Source organism: Neisseria macacae ATCC 33926 (assembly GCF_022749495.1).
In the GTDB taxonomy this organism is placed as follows: Bacteria; Pseudomonadota; Gammaproteobacteria; order Burkholderiales; family Neisseriaceae; genus Neisseria; species Neisseria macacae.
Genome location: NZ_CP094241.1, coordinates 2,240,745 through 2,260,082 on the forward strand (window position 1 = coordinate 2,240,745; position 19,338 = coordinate 2,260,082).

The window sequence follows — 19,338 nt, forward strand, 5'->3', positions numbered from 1 at the left end:
AGGACAAGGCGACGAAGCCGCAGACAGTACAGATATAGTGGATTAAAATTGCAATGATACGGCGTTGCCAACGCCCTTATGTACTACCCGTACACGGCGGGCGTTGCCGCCTTGTCTCATTTTTATTTTAATCCACTATAGTACGGAACCGATTCACTTGGTGCTTCAGCACCTTAGAGAATCGTTCTCTTTGAGCTAAGGCGAGGCAACGCCGTACTGGTTTAAAGTTAATCCACTATATCTGTTACTTGCTGCCGTGTATCCAACGTTCAGCCGCTGAGCAGGAACACTTTACAAAAAGGTCGTCTGAAAACCGAAAAATCAGTTTTCAGACGACCTTTGTTTAGCTCAAACCTTCCCGGTTTAAGCGGCGTTGACTTTGTCTTCGCGGCGCAGCAGGGTAATCAGGTCGCTGATGCGCTGTTTCATGCTGCGACGGTCGACGATTTGGTCGATAGCGCCTTTTTCCAGCAGGAATTCTGCGCGTTGGAAGCCTTCGGGCAAGGTTTCACGGACGGTTTGTTCGATAACGCGCGGACCGGCAAAGCCGATAAGGGCGTTGGGTTCGGCAAGCACGACATCGCCGAGGAAGGCGAAACTGGCGGATACGCCGCCCATGGTCGGGTCGGTCAGGACGGAGATGAACGGCAGGTGTTTTTCAGTCAGAAGATGCAATGCCGCGCTGGTTTTGGTCATCTGCATCAATGAGTTGACACCTTCCTGCATCCGCGCACCGCCCGATGCGGCAACGCAGATGAAAGAGCAGTTGTCGGCTACGGCGCGGCGCACGCCTTGGACGAAGCGTTCGCCGACGACGGAACCCATAGAGCCGCCGATAAAGCGGAATTCGAAGGCGGCAATCACGACGGGCAGGCCGTTCATAAAGCCTTTCATCACGACCAACGCATCATCTTCGCCGGTGGCTTTGCGCGCTGCGGCCAAGCGTTCGGGATATTTTTTGCTGTCTTTGAATTTCAGCGGGTCGGTCGGTTTGATATTGGCGGCGATTTCTTCGCGACCTTCCTCGTCCAAAAGCAAATTGAGGCGTTCGCGCGCAGAAAGCGGGTTGTGATGGTTACATTTCGGGCAAACTTGGTCGTTTTGCTGAAGTTCGGTCGAGTAGATGGTTGCCGAGCAGGAAGGGCATTTGTGCCACAGGCCTTCGGGAACGTTGGACGAGCCTTCGCTTTTGCTGCGGTTTTTGATTTTAGGCGGTAGGATTTTGTCTAACCAACTCATGGATGACTCCTTGGAATTCGGGATTCAGACGACCTTTGCGTGTGTTTGCGGAAAAGGCCTTAACGGATTGCGTCTTTTAATTCTTTTACCAACGCGCCGACGGCTTCTGCTTCGCGGCCTGCGTTATTTTCAATTTCTTTGACGATGCGGCTGCCGACGATGACGGCATCGGCAACAGCGCCGATTTTGCGCGCGCTTTCGGCGTTGCTGATGCCGAAGCCGACGCCGATCGGGATGTCGATATACTTGCGCAAAAGCTCTATTTTACGCGAAACTTCCTCGGTATCCAAACTTGCCGCGCCGGTAACGCCTTTGAGCGAAACGTAATAGACAAAACCGCCTGCAACGCGGGCGATGGTTTGGATACGCTCTTCGGTCGTGGTCGGGGCAATCAGGAAGATGCAGTCGATGCCGCGCGCTTTGAGTTCGTCGTGCAGCGGGGTAATGGTTTCGACAGGGGAATCGACGGTCAGCACGCCATCCACGCCGGCTTCGGCAGCCGCTTGGACAAATGCCTGATAACCCATTTTATGAATTGGGTTCAGATAACCCATCAGGACGACGGGCGTGTTGCCGTTTGTTTCGCGGAAGCGGCGTACGATGTTCAATACGTCGTTGAGGGAAACTTTGTTTGCCAACGCACGCTCGGCGGCGCGCTGGATGGTCGGGCCGTCCGCCATCGGGTCGGAAAAGGGAACGCCCAATTCCAGGATGTCGGCGCCGTTTTCAACCAGACTGTGCATCAGCGCAAGCGTGGTATCGAGATTGGGATCGCCTACGGTGATATAGGGAATCAGGGCTTTTGCGCCGTCAAGCGCGGCAAAGGTTTGCTGGATTCTGCTCATCTTGATTTCTCGTTTCCGTAACGGCTGTTTCCAGCCGGTTTTCATCGACAATAAGTTGGCAAGTATAGCATTGACTGTCTGTTTCGGGCGAAACTGCATGACATTTTCAGTCATTTTTTCATATAGATAAAAGGTCGTCTGAAAATCTTTTCAGACGACCTTTCCAAAACCGGGCAGTCGGAATGCTGCCGCTATGCCGATTTTCCACCGTTTAATCGCGTTTGTGTTCGATATATTCTTGGTGTTTGGCTTGAGGATCGGCGCGGGTCACCGTGTATTCGCCTTCGATGATATCGCCGTCATCTTCAGTACGGCGCGTAAAGGTTTGCTGACGGAAAGACTGCGTATTCATTTGAGCCGCAGGCCGACCCTTTATCGGCAAAAGCAGCAGCAAGGCGATAATAGTGGAAACAAAACCCGGACTGAGCAGCAAAATCCCGGCGACGGTATAACGTATCGGCCACAGCATCTGATACATGGAAATATTGTCCCCGCTGCGGATGGCCGCACCTGCCAGCAAAATGCCGGACAGCCCCGTGTGGCGCAGCATCATCGTGCCGCCGATAAAGCTGACTATCATCAGCAGGAAAGTGAATCCGCCGCCCAGCCAATCCGCCACCCAAACGATGGACATAATTTCCAAAAACAATAATACTAAAAAACCCACACCGAAATACTGCATCTTTGCTCCTTTAAATTCCGAACCCGCTTCATGCCGCGCAAGTCGGCGCGTTTAGCCGCAATTTCAATCTATCTTATTGAATCTTATTAAATATCACAAACCGACATTTTACACTTCCCGAATAACCGGTTTCCCTTAACATAAAGATAATGCGCCCTACTTTCAAGGCGCGCGAATGTGAAAAACCGTAAGGTTTCGGCACGTTTCTTCAGACGAGGTCGTCTGAAACGGCACGCGCTCTTACAGCAACTTCTTGATATCGTTTTCTATTTCTTCCGGCGTTACGCTGGGCGCAAACCGTGCCGCCACTTCGCCTTGCCGATTAATCAGGAATTTGGTGAAGTTCCAGCGGATATCGCCCGCCTGATGCTTACTGCCCCATGCCGCCAGCCGCAACACCACTTCTTTCAACATATGCCCGCCCCTATCCTTCGGCTGTTGTGCCTTCAAATAAACATAAAGCGGCGATGCAGATGCGCCGTTGACATCGATTTTGTCAAAAATTTTGAATGTAGTACCAAACTTCGTCTGACAGACGGAAGCAATTTCCCGACTGCTCTCCGGCGCCTGTCCGCGAAATTGGTTGCACGGAAAATCCAATATCTCCAAACCTTGCCCGTTGTAACGTTCATAAAGCTGCTGAAATGCCGTATATTGCGGCGTCAATCCGCAGTGCGTCGCGGTGTTGACAATCAGCAGCACCTTACCGCAGTAAACACTCAGGGAAACCGGATTACCCTGAGCATCGTTTAAGGTGAAGTCGTCAATATTCATGTTGTCCATTCAAAAAGGTCAGGGAAAACAAATCGAGTCGGGCAAACACCGGCTGAAATTTCGAGCCGTATGTTTCATTTTGATTGATGATTTTTATAGTATTTCAACAATGCCATCATTTCTTTTGCCTTCTTTTTCCCATGCCGCTCGTCAGTGACATAATCCTCTGCCTTATTGCCCAATTCATTTTTGATGTTCGGGTTGGCACCGTTTGCCAAAAGTATTTCAAGTATTGCCACATTGCCGTTGAAGCAGGCATTTTGAACAGGCGTAAAACCCATTTCCCCCTGTTTGTTGACGTCCGCGCCATTTTGAATCAGCAATAAAACATCTTCGCGGGCTTGGTTGATGACCGCCAAATTCAGCAAGGTTTCATCCATCAAACCCAAATCATGTACGGAGGCGATACAGGGGCGCGAGGAGAAAGCCACGTTATTTTGGTATTTGGCGAACAGATTGGTCAGTTTTTGATCCATGATTTATCCTGAAACGATGAGGCTTAAGAGACGGATATGTTTTCAGACGACCTTTTTCAGACGACCCCGACAAACCTGCCCTATTGTTTATCGTCAGCCCATATGAAAAAACACCGCTTTCGCAAGCGGTGTCCGGTAAAGCAGCAATTATTTGCGCAGACCCAAGCGGGTGATCAGGTTGCGGTATGTATCAGGTTGAGTACGGCGCAAGTAAGACAACAGACGGCGACGTTGGCTGACCATTTTCAACAGGCCGCGACGGCTGTGGTGGTCTTTAGGGTTGGTTTTGAAGTGGGGAGTCAGGTCGTTGATACGGAAAGTCAACAGAGCGACTTGTACTTCAGAAGAACCGGTATCGCCTTCTTTACGTTGGAAATCTTTAACAATTTGTGCTTTTTGTTCTACGGTCAATGCCATGATGGATAACTCCGAAAAATAAAAGAACCGTCATTCGGTTCGGACAAGTTTGACGAGCAGGAAACCCGTTCAAACTCCTGAAGTCTTTTTGTAAAGACGGGCGGATTATGCCACAGATCGTCCGGTTTTGCACGACTAAATCCTGTCTTCAGGCAGTGTTTCGCCGAGACTGTGGCTTTCAGACGACCCGCCCGCCCTGAAACCTACTCCCCCGCCACGGTCATGCTCTCAATCAGCACCGAGCCGATTTTATTGGAAGAGCGGCGCAGCGCGTCGTTGGCAGTACCGACGATGCCGAGGTACATATCCTGCAGGCGGCCAGCGATGGTGATTTCTTGGACGGGGTGGCTGATGACGCCGTTTTCCACCCAAAAACCCGCCGCGCCGCGCGAGTAGTCGCCCGTGATGGTGTTCACGCCCTGACCCATCAGTTCGGTAACCAACAATCCCGTGCCCATTTCTTTCAGCAGGTCGGACTGCGTTTCGTGCGTATGGTTCAAATAAAGGTTGTGTGCGCCGCCGGCGTTGCCCGTGGTCTGCATACCGAGCTTTCTCGCGCTGTAACTGCTGAGGAAATAGCCTTCGACAATGCCGTCGCGGATGACGAAACGCTGCTGTGTGGCGACGCCTTCGGAGTCGAAATAGGTGCTGCCGAAGGCGCGGGGGATGTGCGGTTCTTCGCGCAGACTGAGGAAATCGGGCAGGACTTTTCTGCCTATGCTGTCAATCAGGAAGCTGCTTTGGCGATAGAGCGCACCGCCGCTGAGTGCGCCGACGAGGTGTCCGATAAGGCCGCCTGCGACGGTGGTATCGAAGAGGACGGGATAGCTGCCTGTCGGGATGCTGCGGCTGTTCAGACGACGTAAGGTACGCTCGGCAGCGGTTTTGCCGATTTGCTCGGGGCCGTCCATGTCTTGATGGCAGCAGGCTGCGTCGTACCAGTAGTCGCGCTGCATGCCGTTTTCGTCGGCAGCGACGATGCTGCACGAAATGCTGTGGCGCGTGCCTTGTTGGTGGGCGGTGAAGCCGTGGGTGTTGCCGTAAACGTATTGGTAATGTCCGGTCTGAACGCCTGCGCCTTCGGAGTTTTCGATGCGTTCATCCGCGCTCAGGGCGGCTTGTTCACATTGTTTTGCCAACTCGATAGCGGCTTCCGTGCTTAAATCCCATTCGTGATAACGGTCGAGGTCGCCGACGTGTCGCGCCATCAGCGAAGCATCTGCCAGACCTGTGCAATCGTCTTCGGCGGTGTAGCGGGCGATGTCGATAGCGGCTTTGACGGTGTCTTGCAGGGCTTTTTCGGAGAAGTCGGCGGTGCTGGCGCGGCCTTTGCGCTTGCCGACGTACACGGTAATATCCAGCGATTTGTCTTGCTGGAACTCGATTTGTTCGATTTCGCCCAGCCGTACGCTGACGCTTTGTCCGATGGATTCGCTAAAGTCGGCTTCGGCAGCCGCCGCGCCCATGTTTTTTGCCAAATCCAAGGCGTGCCCGCATAAGCCGGTCAGCTCGGAGGCGGTGTGGTTGAACAGCATAAAAGGTTTCCTGACAGAGGTTTGCGGCATTTTAACCGTTTTCAGACGACCTCGGCAAAAATACCGCCGCTGGAGGCAAAAGGTCGTCTGAAAACGCCGTTTCGACAGGGCATTGACGTGAAACCTGCCCGAACGTGCTAAAATACCCGAAACAAAATTAAAGGTTTATCAAAATGTTTGAAAACGAAGACGAATGGGTCAGCAAAACCCAAATGAAAAAGCAGATGAACGATTTGCAGGCTTTGGGCATGGAGTTGACCAAACTCTCGACCGATACGCTGAAAAAAATCGGCTTGGACGAAGACTTGTACGAAGCCGTCGTTACCTACAAAAAAATCACGTCCAACGGCGCGCTCAAACGCCAAAGCCAATTCATCGGCAGGCTCATGCGAGACACCGACCCCGCGCCCATCGAAGCCTTCCTCGCCAAACTGCGCGGCGAAAATACCGCCCACAACGCCTTCTTGCAACGCGTCGAACAAGCCCGCACGCGCCTCTTGGCGGACGACAACGCAATCACCCAATTCATGGCGGACTTCCCCCATGCCGACGCAGGCAAATTGCGCACCTTAATCCGCAACACGAAAAAAGAGCAGGAACAAAACAAACCGCCGAAAAACTTCCGCGCCCTCTTCCAAGAAATCAAATCCGTCATGGAAGGCGGTCAGAGCGATTCGGAAGAAACGCAGGATTGGGCAGAATAAATATCGGGGTCGTCTGAAAACGGGGTTGGGGGTTCTGTAAATCCCACTGCCCCGTTTTCAGACGACCTTTTCAAATTTCATATAATCTTATTAAAATATACCGTCATTTTTCAGACATCCCTTTAACAATAAAACAAACCGACCTTTTCAAGGACTACACTTATGAAACTTCGCCTTACCCTCACTGCCCTCCTCGCCTTATCATTAAACGGCTGCCTAACTGAACAACTGTGGGAAGAGGATAAAAAAGTAGAAAAAATCACTTTTCATCCGATTACTTCCGACCAAGTACATTCTTTCGGTATCGTCAACAAAGACAATGACCAACTTGAAAAAGGCAGCATCGTCATGATGGGCGAAAAATACTGGTTCGTCATTAATACCAAAGATTCAAAAGACCTGACGCCCATCCTCAATGTCAAACTCGACAAAAAATTCCAAATTGCCGATGCTAAAAAATACAAAAAAGACCTCAAAGCCCTGCCTGTTGTGGTAAACAATGAAAAAGAAGCCGATTTCACCACCGATTTCTGCCTACGCTACGACACTCAAAAAGCTGACGAAATCGCCAAACTGAAAAACCTGTCATTTGAAACCGGCAAAGGTAGAAATAACACTGTCTACCACCGCTGTGTTCACGCCAAAGGCAAATACTACGCCACCCCGAAAAACCTGCCCGCCGACTACAAATTTGAACAAAGCATTCCTGTCTCCATCGGCTATACCACTTCTCGCGTATACACCAGTCCGGTGAAAGTAGTAGGTACTCTGTTGATAACGCCGCTGACGCTCACTGTTGACGCCCTTACCCCAGTACTGTTCATTCCTGCCATGATGACAGGCGGCGGCTTTACCCCAAGCTTTTAATAAACTCGTTACGCCTGTTTTCAGACGACCTTTCCGTCCTTGAATACATCAAACATATTTCCACACACCATGCCCGTCAAAATCCAAACCCGCCCCGTCAACCAAAACGTCCTCGATGATTTGCTCACCGCCGGTGCCGACCCTTTAATCGCACGCCTGTGCGCCTCGCGCGACGTGCAGAGTCCTGCCGAATTGGACGACAAACTCGCCGGCCTTCTGCCTTATCAATCGCTGACGAATTGCGAAGCCGCCGCCCGCCGTCTGGCGGATGCCATCGAACGCAAGGAAAAAATCCTGATTGTCGCTGACTACGATGCCGACGGCGCGACGGCGTGTTCCGTCGGCATGAGCGGCTTGGCGGCGATGGGCGCGGCGGTGGATTTCCTCGTACCCAACCGCTTCGAACACGGCTACGGCTTGACGCCCGAGCTTGCCGAAATCGCCGCCGAGCAAGGCGTGGATTTGCTGATTACGGTCGATAACGGCATCGCCAGCATCGCAGGCGTGGCGCGGGCGCAGGAATTGGGTTTGGACGTGATCGTAACCGACCACCACCTGCCCGCTGAAACCGTACCCGACTGCATCATCGTCAATCCGAACCAAAAAGGCTGCGGCTTCCCCAGCAAAAGTCTGGCGGGCGTAGGCGTGATTTTTTATGTATTGATGGCGTTGCGTGCCGAATTGCGCCGCCGCGGTTATTTTTCAGACGAGCTGAAGGAACCGAATCTAGGCGAACTTTTGGATTTGGTCGCACTCGGCACCGTTGCCGATGTCGTTCCCCTTGACCACAACAACCGTATCCTCGTGTCGCAAGGTTTGAAACGGATGCGTTCCGGCAAAATGCGTCCCGGCATCCGCGCCTTGTTTGAAGTGGCGCGGCGCGACTGGCGCAAAGCGCAGCCTTTCGACATGGGGTTCGCACTGGGTCCGCGCATCAACGCCGCCGGACGGCTCGACGATATGTCGGTCGGTATCGCCTGCCTGTTGGCGCGCGACGACGCGGAAGCGCAGGCATTGGCGGCGCAGTTGAACGACCTCAATATCGAACGCCGCGAAATCGAGCAGTCCATGCTGCAAGATGCGCTGAACGCCTTTCCCGAAACCCTGCCTTCAGGTCAGACGACCCTGGTCGCCTACCGCGACGACTTTCATCAAGGCGTGGTCGGCATCGTCGCCAGCCGCCTCAAAGACCGCTTCTACCGCCCGACCATCGTGTTCGCCCCTGCGGACAACGGCGAAGTGCGCGGTTCGGGGCGTTCCATTCCCAACCTGCACCTGCGCGACGCTTTGGATTTGGTGTCCAAACGCCACCCCGATTTGATTTTGAAATTCGGCGGACACGCGATGGCGGCGGGCTTGAGCATACTCGAACACAACATTCCCGCGTTTCAGACGGCCTTTGAAGAAGCTGTGCGCGAAATGGTGTGCGAAGACGATTTGTCGCAAACCTTCATCACCGACGGCAGCCTGAAAGCCTGCGACATCACGTTGGAACAGGCGCAAAACCTCGCCCGCCACGTTTGGGGACAAGGCTTCGCGCCGCCGAGCTTTACCGACGAATTTCACGTCATCCGTCAGCAGCCTTTGGGTGCGGAGGGCAAACACAAAAAAGTCTGGCTGCAAAAAGACGGCTACGAATTTGAAGCCATGTTCTGGCGGTGCAGCGAAGACATCCCCGAATACATCCGCACAGTTTACCGCCCGGTGGCAAACGAGTGGCGCAATCAGATGGAATTGCAGCTTTACATCGATTACTGGGAAGCCGCTTAAGGCTTGCGAAAGATAAAAGGTCGTCTGAAACCAAAAAACAAGTTTCAGACGACCTTTGTTTTCTAGAAGATTATTGTGCGCCAAATTTCAATACCATCGGCAATCAAGAAAACATGCCCGCACAACTTGTATTTAAATTTCAAAAAACCACCTTATCCGAATGATAAAAACCGGCAATCCGAAAGAAAACAAAACCGAAAATCCCCCTTCTACTCAAACACTTTCAACGCAATATTGTGATGAATCAAACTTCCTGACAGATAAACCCGCGATTGCTTGTCAGTCGGTAGATTTTAAAACATAATGCTTACGCGCCTAAGTATTGGAGTTTTACTACAAATACATGATAGGTAAGCCGTACGCAGCGCAGCAGTTCCAACCGATCAACTCAAAGCAAGGAAGGTCTAAAATGAAAGTAACCAGTTTCGGCGAAGTGTTGTGGGACGATTTTCCAAGCGGCAAAGTGTTGGGCGGTGCGCCGCTGAACGTTCTGGTCCGTTTGCAATCCTTCGCGGTCGATACTGCCATCATCAGCCGTCGCGGCGATGATGCCGACGGCGAAGAGCTGCTGCGCCAAATCCAAGCGAAAAACGTCAATACCGACCTGCTGCAAGTGTGCAAAGAATGCGATACCAGCCTTGTCAAAGTCATCCTGGACAAATGCGGCAGCGCGTCATACGAAATCGTCTATCCCTGCGCTTGGGACCGCATCATCGTCGAAGATGCCGCCTTGCAGCGTGTCGCCGAATCCGATGCCTTCGTGTTCGGCAGCCTCGCCACCCGCGACGAGATTTCCCGCTCGGCATTAGACAAATTGATGGAAAAAGCCAAATTCAAAATCTTCGACGTCAACCTGCGCAAACCCCACTACGACACCGACCGCCTGCTCGCCACCATGAAGCGTGCGGATATGCTCAAGCTCAATGACGACGAATTGTATGAATTATCTGCGGTTTACGGCTCGCCATACCACAGCATCGAACAAAACATCGCCTACCTCAACCGCTTGACCGGCGCACAAACCATCTGCGTCACCTTGGGCGGACACGGTGCAATTTTATACAAAGACGGCGAACTCTACCGCCACTGCGGCTTCCGCATCAAAGTTGCCGATACGGTCGGCTCCGGCGACAGCTTCTTGGCAGGGCTGATCTACAAACTGCTCAACAATGCCGAGCCGCAAGAAGCCATTACCTTCGCCTGCGCACTCGGCGCCCTAGTCGCTTCTAGACACGGCGCGACGCCCGACATTTCCTTACAAGAAATCGAAAGCTTCATGAATCCGGCTTGATGTTTGCCATCAAAGGATGTCACAATAAAAGGTCGTCTGAAAACGGATTTTCTGTTTTCAGACGACCTTTTATATCGCCGATTCACTTTTCAGAATACAGCCTCGTGTTAAGCCGATTCTTCAGGCTATTTACCAAACCGTCACGAACTGCTCCAAATCGGTATTTTTTGCGCCACTGCCCGCCTCAGTCGGTGAACCGACCATCATCAGCCCGATGATTTTATCTTTGTCTTCACAACCAAATGCTTCGCGCAAGAGCGGGCTGTTGACCCACATTCCGGTAATCCACACATTGTCAAAGCCTTGCGCGGACGCGGCAAGCTGCAACCCGTAAGCGGCGCAGCCCGCACTCAACATTTGCTCCCACTCAGGCTTGGGTTTTGCCACTTCGCGGTTGGGCGCAAAAGTCACGCCGATCACCATAGGCGCCATATTGCCGACTTTCTCGGCTTTTTTCATCACATCATCGCCAAAATTCAACTCGGTAACCGTTTGGCGCAACAATTCGCGGAAACGTTGCAAGCCTGCCTCGCTTTGAATGACGGTAAAACGAAACGGACGCATATTGCCATGGTCGGGAACCTGCGTAGCCGCTTGCAGCATATATTCGAGCTGTTCCGCATTCGGCGCGGGGGCGGTAAGTTTTTTAGACGAGCGACGTGTGGTCAAAAGTTGTAAAGCATCCATATTTTATCTTTCAATTCATTTGAAACAACGGAATCCATCTTAGACGGGATTCCTTGTGGAACCATCAAAACGATACAGGCTATATTCGGAAAATACTGCAACAGACGGTGCAAACCGATTGGCTAATACTTAACGCTTTTGCAAGCCATTTTCTTCAACCCGGCACAGAGTAAAGCCGTACCTGCTCAAAACGAACCCTCTATATAGCACAAAGCCGGTTTGAATGCCATGCTTGATGGCGCAACAAAAAGGTCGTCTGAAAACCTGTTGCCAAGTTTTCAGACGACCCCTTCACATCGCAATCATAACCATCAGACCACGACTTCTTCTTTTTTCTTCACTTCCTTCGCGATATTTTCGCGGCTCAGACCGAACATCAGCAAGAGCGGGCTGGCTACCAAGACTGAAGAGTAAATACCGAACACGATACCGATGGTCAATGCCATTGAGAAACCGTGTAACGCTGCGCCGCCGAACACCAGCATGGAAACGACCATTGCCTCGGTCGAGCCGTGGGTGATGATGGTACGGCTCATGGTGGCGGTAATCGCATTGTCGATGACTTGCGGAACGGTGTGTCCGCGCATACTCGGTTTACGGAAGTTCTCACGAATACGGTCGAAGACGACGACGGATTCGTTTACGGAATAGCCCAATACGGCAAGGATACCCGCCAACACGGTCAGTGAAAATTCCCATTGGAAGAAGGCGAAGCAGCCCAAAATAATCACGATGTCGTGCATATTCGCGATGATGGCGGATACGGCGAAACGCCATTCAAAGCGCATCGACAGGTAAACGATGATACCTGCTACGACAAAGCCTAATGCCATCAGACCGTTGGTCACCAGCTCTTCGCCGACCTGCGGGCCGATAAATTCGACTTGGCGCAGGGTAACGTCAGGCTGCTCTTTTTTCAGCAATTCCATAACCTGATTGGAAAGCTGCGCGGAAGTCACTCCTTCTTTGTTGGGCAGGCGGATCATGATGTGTTTGTTCGTACCCAACGCCTGAACTTGGACATCGCCCATTTTCAGGGTATCGAGTTTTTCACGGGTTTTGTTGACGTCCACGCCCTGCTGATATTGCACTTCCATCACGGTACCGCCGGTAAATTCGACGGAGAAGTTCAAACCTTTGGTAATGAGGAAGAATACGGCGGCAATGAAGGTTACCAACGAAATAAAGGTCGTCAGTTTGCCGTAGCTCATAAACGGGATGTCGCGTTTGATTTTAAAGAGTTCCATGTCTTACTCCTTGCCTGCCGCTGTTTCGGCTTTGGGTTTCCATACTGCGCCGATGGAAATGTTCTGTAATTTGCGGCGGCGTCCGTACCAAAGATTCACTAAGGCGCGGAAGACGACGACAGATGAGTACATCGAAGTCAGGATACCCAGACAGTGTACGACGGCAAAACCGCGGACCGGGCCGGAACCGAATACCAAGAGGGCAATACCGGCAATCAGCGAGGTCAGGTTGGAGTCGACGATGGTTGCCCATGCGTGTTGGAAACCGAGATTGATTGCCTGTTGCGGCGGAACGCCTTCGCGCAACTCTTCGCGGATACGTTCGTTAATCAATACGTTGGAGTCAATCGCCATACCCAGCGTCAACGCCAATGCGGCAATACCGGGCAGCGTCAGCGTCGCCTGCATGGCAGACAAAATACCGACCAAGAACAAGATGTTGGTACTCAGGGCGATGGTCGAGAAGAAACCCATCAGACGGTAGTAAACCACCATGAACAAGGCAACGGCGGTAAAGCCCCATAAGGTCGAATGGAAACCTTTTTCAATGTTTTCTTTACCCAAAGACGGGCCGATGGTGCGCTCTTCCACGATTTGCATCGGTGCGGCGAGAGAACCGGCACGCAGCAACAAGGAAGTATCATTGGCTTCCGCCTGCGTCATGCTGCCGGAAATTTCCACGCGTCCACCGGTAATAGCGGAACGGATAACCGGTGCGGTAACCACTTCGGATTTGCCTTGGTCGATCAACACCATCGCCATGCGTTTACCGACGTTAGCAGCAGTCAATTCGCCGAAAATACTGCCACCTGCGCTATCCAAGCTCAGACTGACGGCAGGCGCACCCATTTGGTCGAAACTGGGTTGCGCGTCATTGATGTTGTCGCCGGTCAATTCAACCTGTTTGTTAATCAGCAAGGTTTCAGGATGATCGCCACCACTGGACAACAGCTCGAAACCGCTCGGAACATTGCCTTCCAAAGCTTCGCGCACTTTGACAGGGTCATCTTCCACCATGCGCACTTCCAAAGTCGCGGTACGACCGATGATGTCTTTTGCTTTGGCAGTATCTTGTACACCCGGCAGCTGTACGACGATGCGGTCGAGGCCGGATTGCTGGATGACAGGCTCAGCCACGCCCAACTCATTGACGCGATTATGCAAAGTGGTGATGTTTTGTTTCACTGCATCGGAGCGTACTTTGTTAATCGCTTCTTCGGACAATGTCAGCGTGATGTTATTGCCGTCGGCATTCAAATTTGCCTCAGGGAAAAGCTGACGCAGCTTAGGCATGGCTTTCTGTACGTCAGCAGCGTCCTGCATCGGGACAACCAAACCGTTTTCAATCTGACGGATGGTGCCGGTACGGATTTTTTCGCGGCGCATCTCGCGGCGGATGTCGCCCGAATAACGTTCAAACGTTTTCTGCATCGCGGCTTTCATATCCACTTGCATGGTGAAATGCACGCCACCGCGCAAGTCCAAGCCCAAGAACATCGGATTGGCGCCGATTTTGGCCATCCATTCGGGACTGTCCGCCAACAGGTTGAGCGCGGTGATATAGCCATCGCCCAAAGTGTTTTCGATGACATCGCGGGCTTTAAGCTGCGTTTCGGTATCTTTGAAACGCACTTTCAGCGAGTTGTTCGCAATAAATATCCCGTCAGTCTGAATACCCGCCTGTTTCAGCGCGGCATCGACTTTAGACTGGGTCTGTTCGTTAATAATGATGGCTTGTCGGTTGGTTGATACCTGCACTGCGGGCGTTTCACCGAAAAGGTTGGGCAGCGAATACACTACGGCAACCAAAATCGAGCACGCAATCAGCAGGTATTTCCATAAAGGATAACGGTTCATGGTAAACCTTCGATTTATTATGAAGACAAACAGCCGCGCTCAGCTTTCCGAGGCGGCTCTTGGCAAAAATACGGATTACTCGGCTTTGGCGGCAATCGCGTTACGTTCCACTTCGACTTCGATTTTTGCACCTTGACCGATGTCCACAGTGAAAAACTGTTCGCCGACTTTGGTAACGCGGCCTTTGAAACCTGCTGCCAAAACAACCTTATCGCCGACTTTCAAAGCGGCAAGCATGGCTTGGTGTGCTTTGAATTTCTTTTGTTGAGGACGCATGATCAGGAAGTAGAACACCACCATAATCAGCACTAAAGGGGCAAATTGGGCCACAGTTTGATTCATAATTTGTCCGTTTTCTAAGAGATTAAAATTAAGTAAAACACCGCTTGCGGCAGAAAAAAGCATTGGTACGACCGCAAAATTAAGCTATTCTAAAGGTCGTCTGAAAAATTTCCAAGCCTTTCCCTATTTATTAACCATATTTATCATGTCAGGTCGTCTGAAAATGAATTTTCAACGACATTTAAAACCTGATTCCTTCCTACCAACGACAAGCCCCGCGCCCTTTTCCTCATGAAAAAACTCATTCGACGACTGCGTACGCGCCTACGCCGCCTCTTGGGTAAAAATGCGCGTACGGTCTGGATTTCTCATCCCGTTTTTGCGCAACACCAACCCGGCACAGGTCATCCCGACTCGCCCGAACGCACTGCCGTTATCGAGGCGGAGCTCAAACGTCAGGATATTTGGCGGCATCTTCAAACTGCCGAAGCCGAAGAAATCAGCGATACCCGCCTCGCCTTGGTTCACCCGCGCAAATACCTGCGCTCGCTCGAAGCCTGCCAGCCCCAACCGGACAAAATCTACCGCATCGACAACGATACCGTCATGAGCCATGGTTCGCTCAAAGCCGCCCGTTACGCCGCAGGGGCTGTCGTTCAGGCGGTAGATATGGTGATGAATAAGAAAGCATGGCACGCCTTTTGCGCCATCCGCCCACCCGGACACCACGCGCACAGCGATAAGGCAGGCGGTTTCTGCCTGTTAAACAACGTCGCCGCAGGCGTCATGCACGCCATCGCCGAATATCGACTCCAACGCATCGCCGTCATCGACTTCGATGTCCATTACGGCGACGGCACAGCGGAAATCTTCAAAGACGACCCGCGCGTCCTATTTATGAACCTTTTTGAAACCGACCTCTTCCCATTTCCCGAAACCAATCATTCCGCCAACGGCGCCAATATGTTGCACCTGCCTTTCGCGTCCAACACCGGCAGCCGCGTCTTCCGCACTACCGTACGCGAGCAATGGCTGCACAAACTGACCGCATTCAAACCCGAACTGGTCTTACTGTCCGCAGGTTTCGACGGACACAAACAAGACGAAACAGGTCGTCTGAATCTGCACGAAGCCGATTTCGCCTGGTTGACCCACAAAATCATCCAAGCCGCATCAAGCTGCCCCGGCAGAATCGTTTCCGTACTGGAAGGCGGCTACACGCTCGAACCTTTGGCAAAATCCGCCGCCGCCCATATCGGCGTCTTAGCAGGACTACCCAAAGCAGGCTATGTCGCCGCCTATCAAAAGCATTTGAAACGCGGTGGACAGAAGAAAGAAAATACTGCCCCTGCAAGCCAAATAGGTCGTCTGAAAACAGAAAACAGGTTTTAACTTGCTATTTCCGCATTAAAATATAGTGGATTAAATTTAAATCAGGACAAGGCGACGAAGCCGCAGACAGTACAGATAGTACGGAACCGATTCACTTGGTGCTTCAGCACCTTAGAGAATCGTTCTCTTTGAGCTAAGGCGAGGCAACGCCGTACTGTTTTAAAGTTAATCCACTAATTTTCAAAAAATAAAAGATTGGACTGATAATGAAAAAATTGCTTTTTGTATTATTGGGACTGGCGAGCCTTAATGTGTATGCTGCTGACCCAACCTATGATGCAACCAGAGGCGCATTGCAAAATAATTCGGCATTGTGTGCGTATGGTTACAATCCCAACTGTGCGTCATCTCGTCAGCATCAACGAAAGCAACCTACGGAAATTGTTAATATCGATGTCCCTTCAAAATACGGTGCATGGGCAGCCAATCCTAAAACAGGTATATCAGGTGGCGCACTCGAAATGGATTCACTTGCGGCTGCCAAAAGACAAGCTATTAAAACCTGTGAAGAAGGTGGAAAAAATAAACCGTGTAAAGTTTTGGCTTGGGTTCGGAATGGCTGTCTCGCCGTTGCCCAAGCAAAAGATGGTACACTTTTTTTCGGATCAACTGAGCCTGGTCTTGCTGAAGCCGAAGCCCTAAGAAAATGTCAAAAACATGGAGCTTCACAATGCAGAATTATTGCTCCCGAAGGCTGCTCAATGCCAAAATACTGACATTATCAGATATGATTCAAGGTCGTCTGAACCTCTTTCAGCCGCAAGGTTCCGATTTCGGCTTTTATAGTGGATTAACTTTAAACCAGTACGGCGTTGCCTCGCCTTAGCTCAAAGAGAACGATTCTCTAAGGTGCTGAAGCACCAAGTAAATCGGTTCCGTACTATCTGTACTGTCTGCGGCTTCGTCGCCTTGTCCTGATTTAAAGTTAATCCACTATACTTGAATCAGATACAAGAAACCAAGAAAAAAACCTCTGTCAGACAGAGGTTTTTTAGTTTTTCAGAAACCGGATTATTTCAATTTGGTTTCTTTGTAGATAACGTGTTTACGGGCAACAGGGTCAAATTTTTTGATTTCCAGTTTGCCGGGCATAGTGCGTTTGTTTTTGGTAGTGGTGTAGAAGTGACCAGTACCTGCACTTGACTCCAGTTTGATTTTATCGCGCATTGCAGTAATCCTTAATTAACAGTTTAAATTAAGCTTCGCCGCGAGCACGCAAATCAGCCAATACGACGTCAATGCCTACTTTATCAATGGTACGCAATGCAGCGTTAGAAACGCGCAGGCGAACCCAGCGGTTTTCACTCTCTACCCAGAAACGACGTGATTGCAAGTTAGGCAAAAAACGACGTTTGGTTTTGTTGTTGGCGTGTGATACGTTGTTGCCAGACATCGGGCGCTTACCGGTCACTTTGCAAACTCGTGCCATGGTTAGTCTCCAAACTTCTAAAATAGTAAAACGTGATTTATACCATAAAAAGCAGCATTCATTCAAGCTGTTTGATGAAAAAACGATTGTTTTCGAGAATGAGCCTCTCCAATGTTGTTTTCAGGGAACGCTGTTTCTTAAAACGTAACGGGGACGAATTATAGCGGATTTTGTTATCGAATACATTTGTTTATCCCAATCCTCAGCCCGCAATATCAAGAACGGGGTAAAAGCAAGTTGTAAAAATGCTGATGCGAACAGTCCGTATCAACCGCACCGAACATCAACAAAAAGGTCGTCTGAAATTTTTCAGACGACCTTTGTTCAGACAATCCTATCAGTCCAACTGTGCAACCGATACCGGCAAACCGCGTATTGCGGCAAGCATGGTATTGGCAGTTTTCTGCTGTTGGCGGAACGCTGCCATATTGGTAGGCGTCAGTTTCGGAGTCGGCAATGCAACTGTCGTCGGATTGACCGGCTGACCGTTCACGCGCGCTTCGTAGTGAAGGTGGGGGCCGGTTGAACGTCCGCTTGTACCGACGAAACCAATCACTTCACCTGCCCGGACATTACCTTCCGCCGGCGTAAATGCACTCATGTGACCATAAAGCGTCTCAACGCCATTAGAGTGCCTAATCATGACGGTATTGCCATAACCGCCTTTCCAGCCTTTGAAGGTAATCACACCGTCGGCAGACGCTTTAATCGGTGTGCCTGTTGGTGCGGCATAGTCGATACCTGTATGCATACGGACGGTATGCAAGACGGGGTGAACTCGGTAGCCAAACGGCGAGGAAATACGGGTATAGACAACCGGCTCGATGTTGAATCCCTCTTTCTGCTGGAGCGATTTACCGTTTTGATCATAATAGCTGCCGCTCTCTTCGTCGCCTTTGCCTTGGCTGTAGTAATAAGCCTGATAAGTTTTCCCGCCTTTGACAATCTCAGCCGCCAGAATATCGCCGGTACCCATTTGTTGGCCGCGGAAATACATATTGTTGTACAGAAGACGCACGACATCGCCTTCCTGCAATTCTTCCAAGCTCAGTACGTCAGAGAAAATTTCGCTGAGTGACTCGCGGATTTCGACAGGTATTTCGGCCTGCGCCATCGCACCGCGTGCGGAAGTCCGTACAACGATAGAGCGCAAAGTGGGCATGACTTTCATATCTACTTCAGAAGTAGACAGCTGCCATTTACCTTTGACTTTTTCCAACGCAACAAGGTTTCGTTCCAATTCTTCATCGGTAAAGAATTGTACGTCCGTTACCTGACCTGATGAATCGACACGGATGTTGACGGATTGGTTGGCGCGCAAATGCTGCATATTTTGATCTGCGCTGTTTTTCGCCATGATCTGTTTGATGTCGGTCTGCGCCACACCCATACGCGCCAAAACGTCGGCAAGGGAGTCGCCCTGTTGGACAACTTCCTGCGCCCAATAGCTGGACTGGAAATTGTTGGTTTCAACATAAACGGCGGGCAATTCCTCAGAAATCCGCTCCAACGCAATACCTTGAGGATTGGAAACCGGCTCAGTGACCGCATAGGCAGTCATTACTCCTGACACAGGCAGCAGGATGCCCAACAACGACCAACGTACGGGTTTGTTGTGCCAGAAACGGCGCATGAATGAAAATCGAGTTGTTTTAGTCACGCATTATCCTTCAATGCGGTAATAATCACTCTACCACCGCATTTCTTATGTCATTTGAAATTATTGAGTTTAATTGTTTATCTTATCAACCGTGTTTACGGTCTCTCCCAGACAATATATATACCAAGTGAATAAAATAAACAATCAAATTTACTCAGAACCGAGCATGATTATCGGGGCTATT

The 19,338-nt window shown here is 51.0% G+C and carries 20 protein-coding genes and 1 pseudogene; 6 read left to right on the plus strand and 15 right to left on the minus strand.

What is annotated here, in order from left to right:
- Positions 1-363 precede the first annotated feature (363 nt).
- The 7 genes from accD to pmbA form a co-directional block, all read right to left on the minus strand.
- Complete coding sequence (gene accD, locus MON40_RS10750; RefSeq protein WP_003760907.1) at positions 364-1,239, minus strand: acetyl-CoA carboxylase, carboxyltransferase subunit beta; 876 nt, start codon at positions 1,237-1,239, stop codon at positions 364-366.
- A gap of 59 nt (positions 1,240-1,298) precedes the next feature.
- The gene (gene trpA / locus MON40_RS10755; protein ID WP_039862744.1) at positions 1,299-2,084 is read right to left on the minus strand and encodes a tryptophan synthase subunit alpha; all 786 of its coding nucleotides are present in this window, start codon (positions 2,082-2,084) and stop codon (positions 1,299-1,301) included.
- A gap of 211 nt (positions 2,085-2,295) precedes the next feature.
- Positions 2,296-2,766 carry an FxsA family protein gene (locus MON40_RS10760; RefSeq protein WP_003776600.1) on the minus strand — a complete coding sequence of 157 codons (471 nt, stop codon included), beginning with the start codon at positions 2,764-2,766 and terminating at the stop codon, positions 2,296-2,298.
- A gap of 240 nt (positions 2,767-3,006) precedes the next feature.
- Positions 3,007-3,540, minus strand: a complete 534-nt coding sequence (locus tag MON40_RS10765; RefSeq protein ID WP_167317431.1) for a glutathione peroxidase — start codon at positions 3,538-3,540, stop codon at positions 3,007-3,009.
- A 74-nt stretch (positions 3,541-3,614) separates the two neighbouring features.
- Positions 3,615-4,016: an ankyrin repeat domain-containing protein gene (locus MON40_RS10770; RefSeq protein WP_003776595.1), complete on the minus strand. Its 402-nt coding sequence runs from the start codon at positions 4,014-4,016 to the stop codon at positions 3,615-3,617.
- A gap of 147 nt (positions 4,017-4,163) precedes the next feature.
- Positions 4,164-4,433: a 30S ribosomal protein S15 gene (gene rpsO / locus MON40_RS10775; protein ID WP_003760895.1), complete on the minus strand. Its 270-nt coding sequence runs from the start codon at positions 4,431-4,433 to the stop codon at positions 4,164-4,166.
- 203 nt (positions 4,434-4,636) lie between these two features.
- The gene (pmbA, locus tag MON40_RS10780) at positions 4,637-5,968 is read right to left on the minus strand and encodes a metalloprotease PmbA (protein WP_039862743.1); all 1,332 of its coding nucleotides are present in this window, start codon (positions 5,966-5,968) and stop codon (positions 4,637-4,639) included.
- Positions 5,969-6,141: 173 nt separating this feature from the next.
- On the opposite strand from pmbA, the gene yjgA reads away from it, so the two are divergent.
- The 4 genes from yjgA (at position 6,142) to MON40_RS10800 (ending at position 10,600) form a co-directional block, all read left to right on the plus strand.
- Positions 6,142-6,672: a ribosome biogenesis factor YjgA gene (yjgA, locus tag MON40_RS10785; RefSeq protein WP_003765742.1), complete on the plus strand. Its 531-nt coding sequence runs from the start codon at positions 6,142-6,144 to the stop codon at positions 6,670-6,672.
- Between the two features lie 162 nt (positions 6,673-6,834).
- The gene (locus tag MON40_RS10790) at positions 6,835-7,539 is read left to right on the plus strand and encodes a hypothetical protein (RefSeq protein WP_003776589.1); all 705 of its coding nucleotides are present in this window, start codon (positions 6,835-6,837) and stop codon (positions 7,537-7,539) included.
- A gap of 69 nt (positions 7,540-7,608) precedes the next feature.
- On the plus strand, positions 7,609-9,309 hold the full coding sequence (gene recJ / locus MON40_RS10795; RefSeq protein WP_003776587.1) for a single-stranded-DNA-specific exonuclease RecJ: 1,701 nt from the start codon (positions 7,609-7,611) through the stop codon (positions 9,307-9,309).
- Between the two features lie 409 nt (positions 9,310-9,718).
- Positions 9,719-10,600 (plus strand): carbohydrate kinase family protein, encoded by an 882-nt coding sequence (locus tag MON40_RS10800; protein ID WP_039862742.1) that lies wholly within the window; start codon positions 9,719-9,721, stop codon positions 10,598-10,600.
- 129 nt (positions 10,601-10,729) lie between these two features.
- Here the strand turns inward: MON40_RS10800 and MON40_RS10805 are convergent, their stop codons facing one another.
- The 4 genes from MON40_RS10805 to yajC form a co-directional block, all read right to left on the minus strand.
- The gene (locus MON40_RS10805) at positions 10,730-11,287 is read right to left on the minus strand and encodes a nitroreductase family protein (protein ID WP_003776581.1); all 558 of its coding nucleotides are present in this window, start codon (positions 11,285-11,287) and stop codon (positions 10,730-10,732) included.
- Positions 11,288-11,598: 311 nt separating this feature from the next.
- Positions 11,599-12,534 carry a protein translocase subunit SecF gene (gene secF / locus MON40_RS10810; RefSeq protein WP_003760872.1) on the minus strand — a complete coding sequence of 312 codons (936 nt, stop codon included), beginning with the start codon at positions 12,532-12,534 and terminating at the stop codon, positions 11,599-11,601.
- Between the two features lie 3 nt (positions 12,535-12,537).
- A complete protein-coding gene (gene secD / locus MON40_RS10815; RefSeq protein WP_003776574.1) occupies positions 12,538-14,391 on the minus strand; it encodes a protein translocase subunit SecD in 1,854 nt (617 codons plus the stop codon).
- Between the two features lie 75 nt (positions 14,392-14,466).
- Positions 14,467-14,733, minus strand: coding sequence for a preprotein translocase subunit YajC (yajC, locus tag MON40_RS10820; RefSeq protein WP_019270848.1), 267 nt, complete (start codon positions 14,731-14,733; stop codon positions 14,467-14,469).
- Positions 14,734-14,964: 231 nt separating this feature from the next.
- Here yajC and MON40_RS10825 point away from each other — a divergent pair, with 231 nt between their 5' ends.
- Together MON40_RS10825 and MON40_RS10830 are read left to right on the plus strand one after the other, a co-directional pair.
- On the plus strand, positions 14,965-16,065 hold the full coding sequence (locus tag MON40_RS10825) for a histone deacetylase family protein (protein ID WP_039862741.1): 1,101 nt from the start codon (positions 14,965-14,967) through the stop codon (positions 16,063-16,065).
- A 206-nt stretch (positions 16,066-16,271) separates the two neighbouring features.
- On the plus strand, positions 16,272-16,781 hold the full coding sequence (locus MON40_RS10830; RefSeq protein ID WP_094112901.1) for a DUF4189 domain-containing protein: 510 nt from the start codon (positions 16,272-16,274) through the stop codon (positions 16,779-16,781).
- Between the two features lie 159 nt (positions 16,782-16,940).
- Here the strand turns inward: MON40_RS10830 and MON40_RS13600 are convergent.
- The 4 genes and pseudogenes from MON40_RS13600 to MON40_RS10845 all read right to left on the minus strand — a co-directional run.
- A pseudogene (locus MON40_RS13600) lies at positions 16,941-17,006 on the minus strand (transposase); the annotation flags it as partial.
- A gap of 70 nt (positions 17,007-17,076) precedes the next feature.
- On the minus strand, positions 17,077-17,232 hold the full coding sequence (gene rpmG, locus MON40_RS10835; protein WP_003684373.1) for a 50S ribosomal protein L33: 156 nt from the start codon (positions 17,230-17,232) through the stop codon (positions 17,077-17,079).
- Between the two features lie 28 nt (positions 17,233-17,260).
- Positions 17,261-17,494: a 50S ribosomal protein L28 gene (gene rpmB, locus MON40_RS10840; RefSeq protein ID WP_002216391.1), complete on the minus strand. Its 234-nt coding sequence runs from the start codon at positions 17,492-17,494 to the stop codon at positions 17,261-17,263.
- 337 nt (positions 17,495-17,831) lie between these two features.
- Positions 17,832-19,154, minus strand: a complete 1,323-nt coding sequence (locus MON40_RS10845) for a M23 family metallopeptidase (protein WP_003776564.1) — start codon at positions 19,152-19,154, stop codon at positions 17,832-17,834.
- Positions 19,155-19,338: the final 184 nt, after the last annotated feature.

Excerpts from the sequence above, each read along its gene's own strand:
- accD (WP_003760907.1), bottom strand. The coding sequence starts at position 1,239 with ATGAGTTGGTTAGACAAAATCCTACCGCCTAAAATCAAAAACCGCAGC.
- trpA (WP_039862744.1), bottom strand. The coding sequence starts at position 2,084 with ATGAGCAGAATCCAGCAAACCTTTGCCGCGCTTGACGGCGCAAAAGCC.
- MON40_RS10760 (WP_003776600.1), bottom strand. The coding sequence starts at position 2,766 with ATGCAGTATTTCGGTGTGGGTTTTTTAGTATTATTGTTTTTGGAAATT.
- MON40_RS10765 (WP_167317431.1), bottom strand. The coding sequence starts at position 3,540 with ATGAATATTGACGACTTCACCTTAAACGATGCTCAGGGTAATCCGGTT.
- MON40_RS10770 (WP_003776595.1), bottom strand. The coding sequence starts at position 4,016 with ATGGATCAAAAACTGACCAATCTGTTCGCCAAATACCAAAATAACGTG.
- rpsO (WP_003760895.1), bottom strand. The coding sequence starts at position 4,433 with ATGGCATTGACCGTAGAACAAAAAGCACAAATTGTTAAAGATTTCCAA.
- pmbA (WP_039862743.1), bottom strand. The coding sequence starts at position 5,968 with ATGCTGTTCAACCACACCGCCTCCGAGCTGACCGGCTTATGCGGGCAC.
- yjgA (WP_003765742.1), top strand. The coding sequence starts at position 6,142 with ATGTTTGAAAACGAAGACGAATGGGTCAGCAAAACCCAAATGAAAAAG.
- MON40_RS10790 (WP_003776589.1), top strand. The coding sequence starts at position 6,835 with ATGAAACTTCGCCTTACCCTCACTGCCCTCCTCGCCTTATCATTAAAC.
- recJ (WP_003776587.1), top strand. The coding sequence starts at position 7,609 with ATGCCCGTCAAAATCCAAACCCGCCCCGTCAACCAAAACGTCCTCGAT.
- MON40_RS10800 (WP_039862742.1), top strand. The coding sequence starts at position 9,719 with ATGAAAGTAACCAGTTTCGGCGAAGTGTTGTGGGACGATTTTCCAAGC.
- MON40_RS10805 (WP_003776581.1), bottom strand. The coding sequence starts at position 11,287 with ATGGATGCTTTACAACTTTTGACCACACGTCGCTCGTCTAAAAAACTT.
- secF (WP_003760872.1), bottom strand. The coding sequence starts at position 12,534 with ATGGAACTCTTTAAAATCAAACGCGACATCCCGTTTATGAGCTACGGC.
- secD (WP_003776574.1), bottom strand. The coding sequence starts at position 14,391 with ATGAACCGTTATCCTTTATGGAAATACCTGCTGATTGCGTGCTCGATT.
- yajC (WP_019270848.1), bottom strand. The coding sequence starts at position 14,733 with ATGAATCAAACTGTGGCCCAATTTGCCCCTTTAGTGCTGATTATGGTG.
- MON40_RS10825 (WP_039862741.1), top strand. The coding sequence starts at position 14,965 with ATGAAAAAACTCATTCGACGACTGCGTACGCGCCTACGCCGCCTCTTG.
- MON40_RS10830 (WP_094112901.1), top strand. The coding sequence starts at position 16,272 with ATGAAAAAATTGCTTTTTGTATTATTGGGACTGGCGAGCCTTAATGTG.
- rpmG (WP_003684373.1), bottom strand. The coding sequence starts at position 17,232 with ATGCGCGATAAAATCAAACTGGAGTCAAGTGCAGGTACTGGTCACTTC.
- rpmB (WP_002216391.1), bottom strand. The coding sequence starts at position 17,494 with ATGGCACGAGTTTGCAAAGTGACCGGTAAGCGCCCGATGTCTGGCAAC.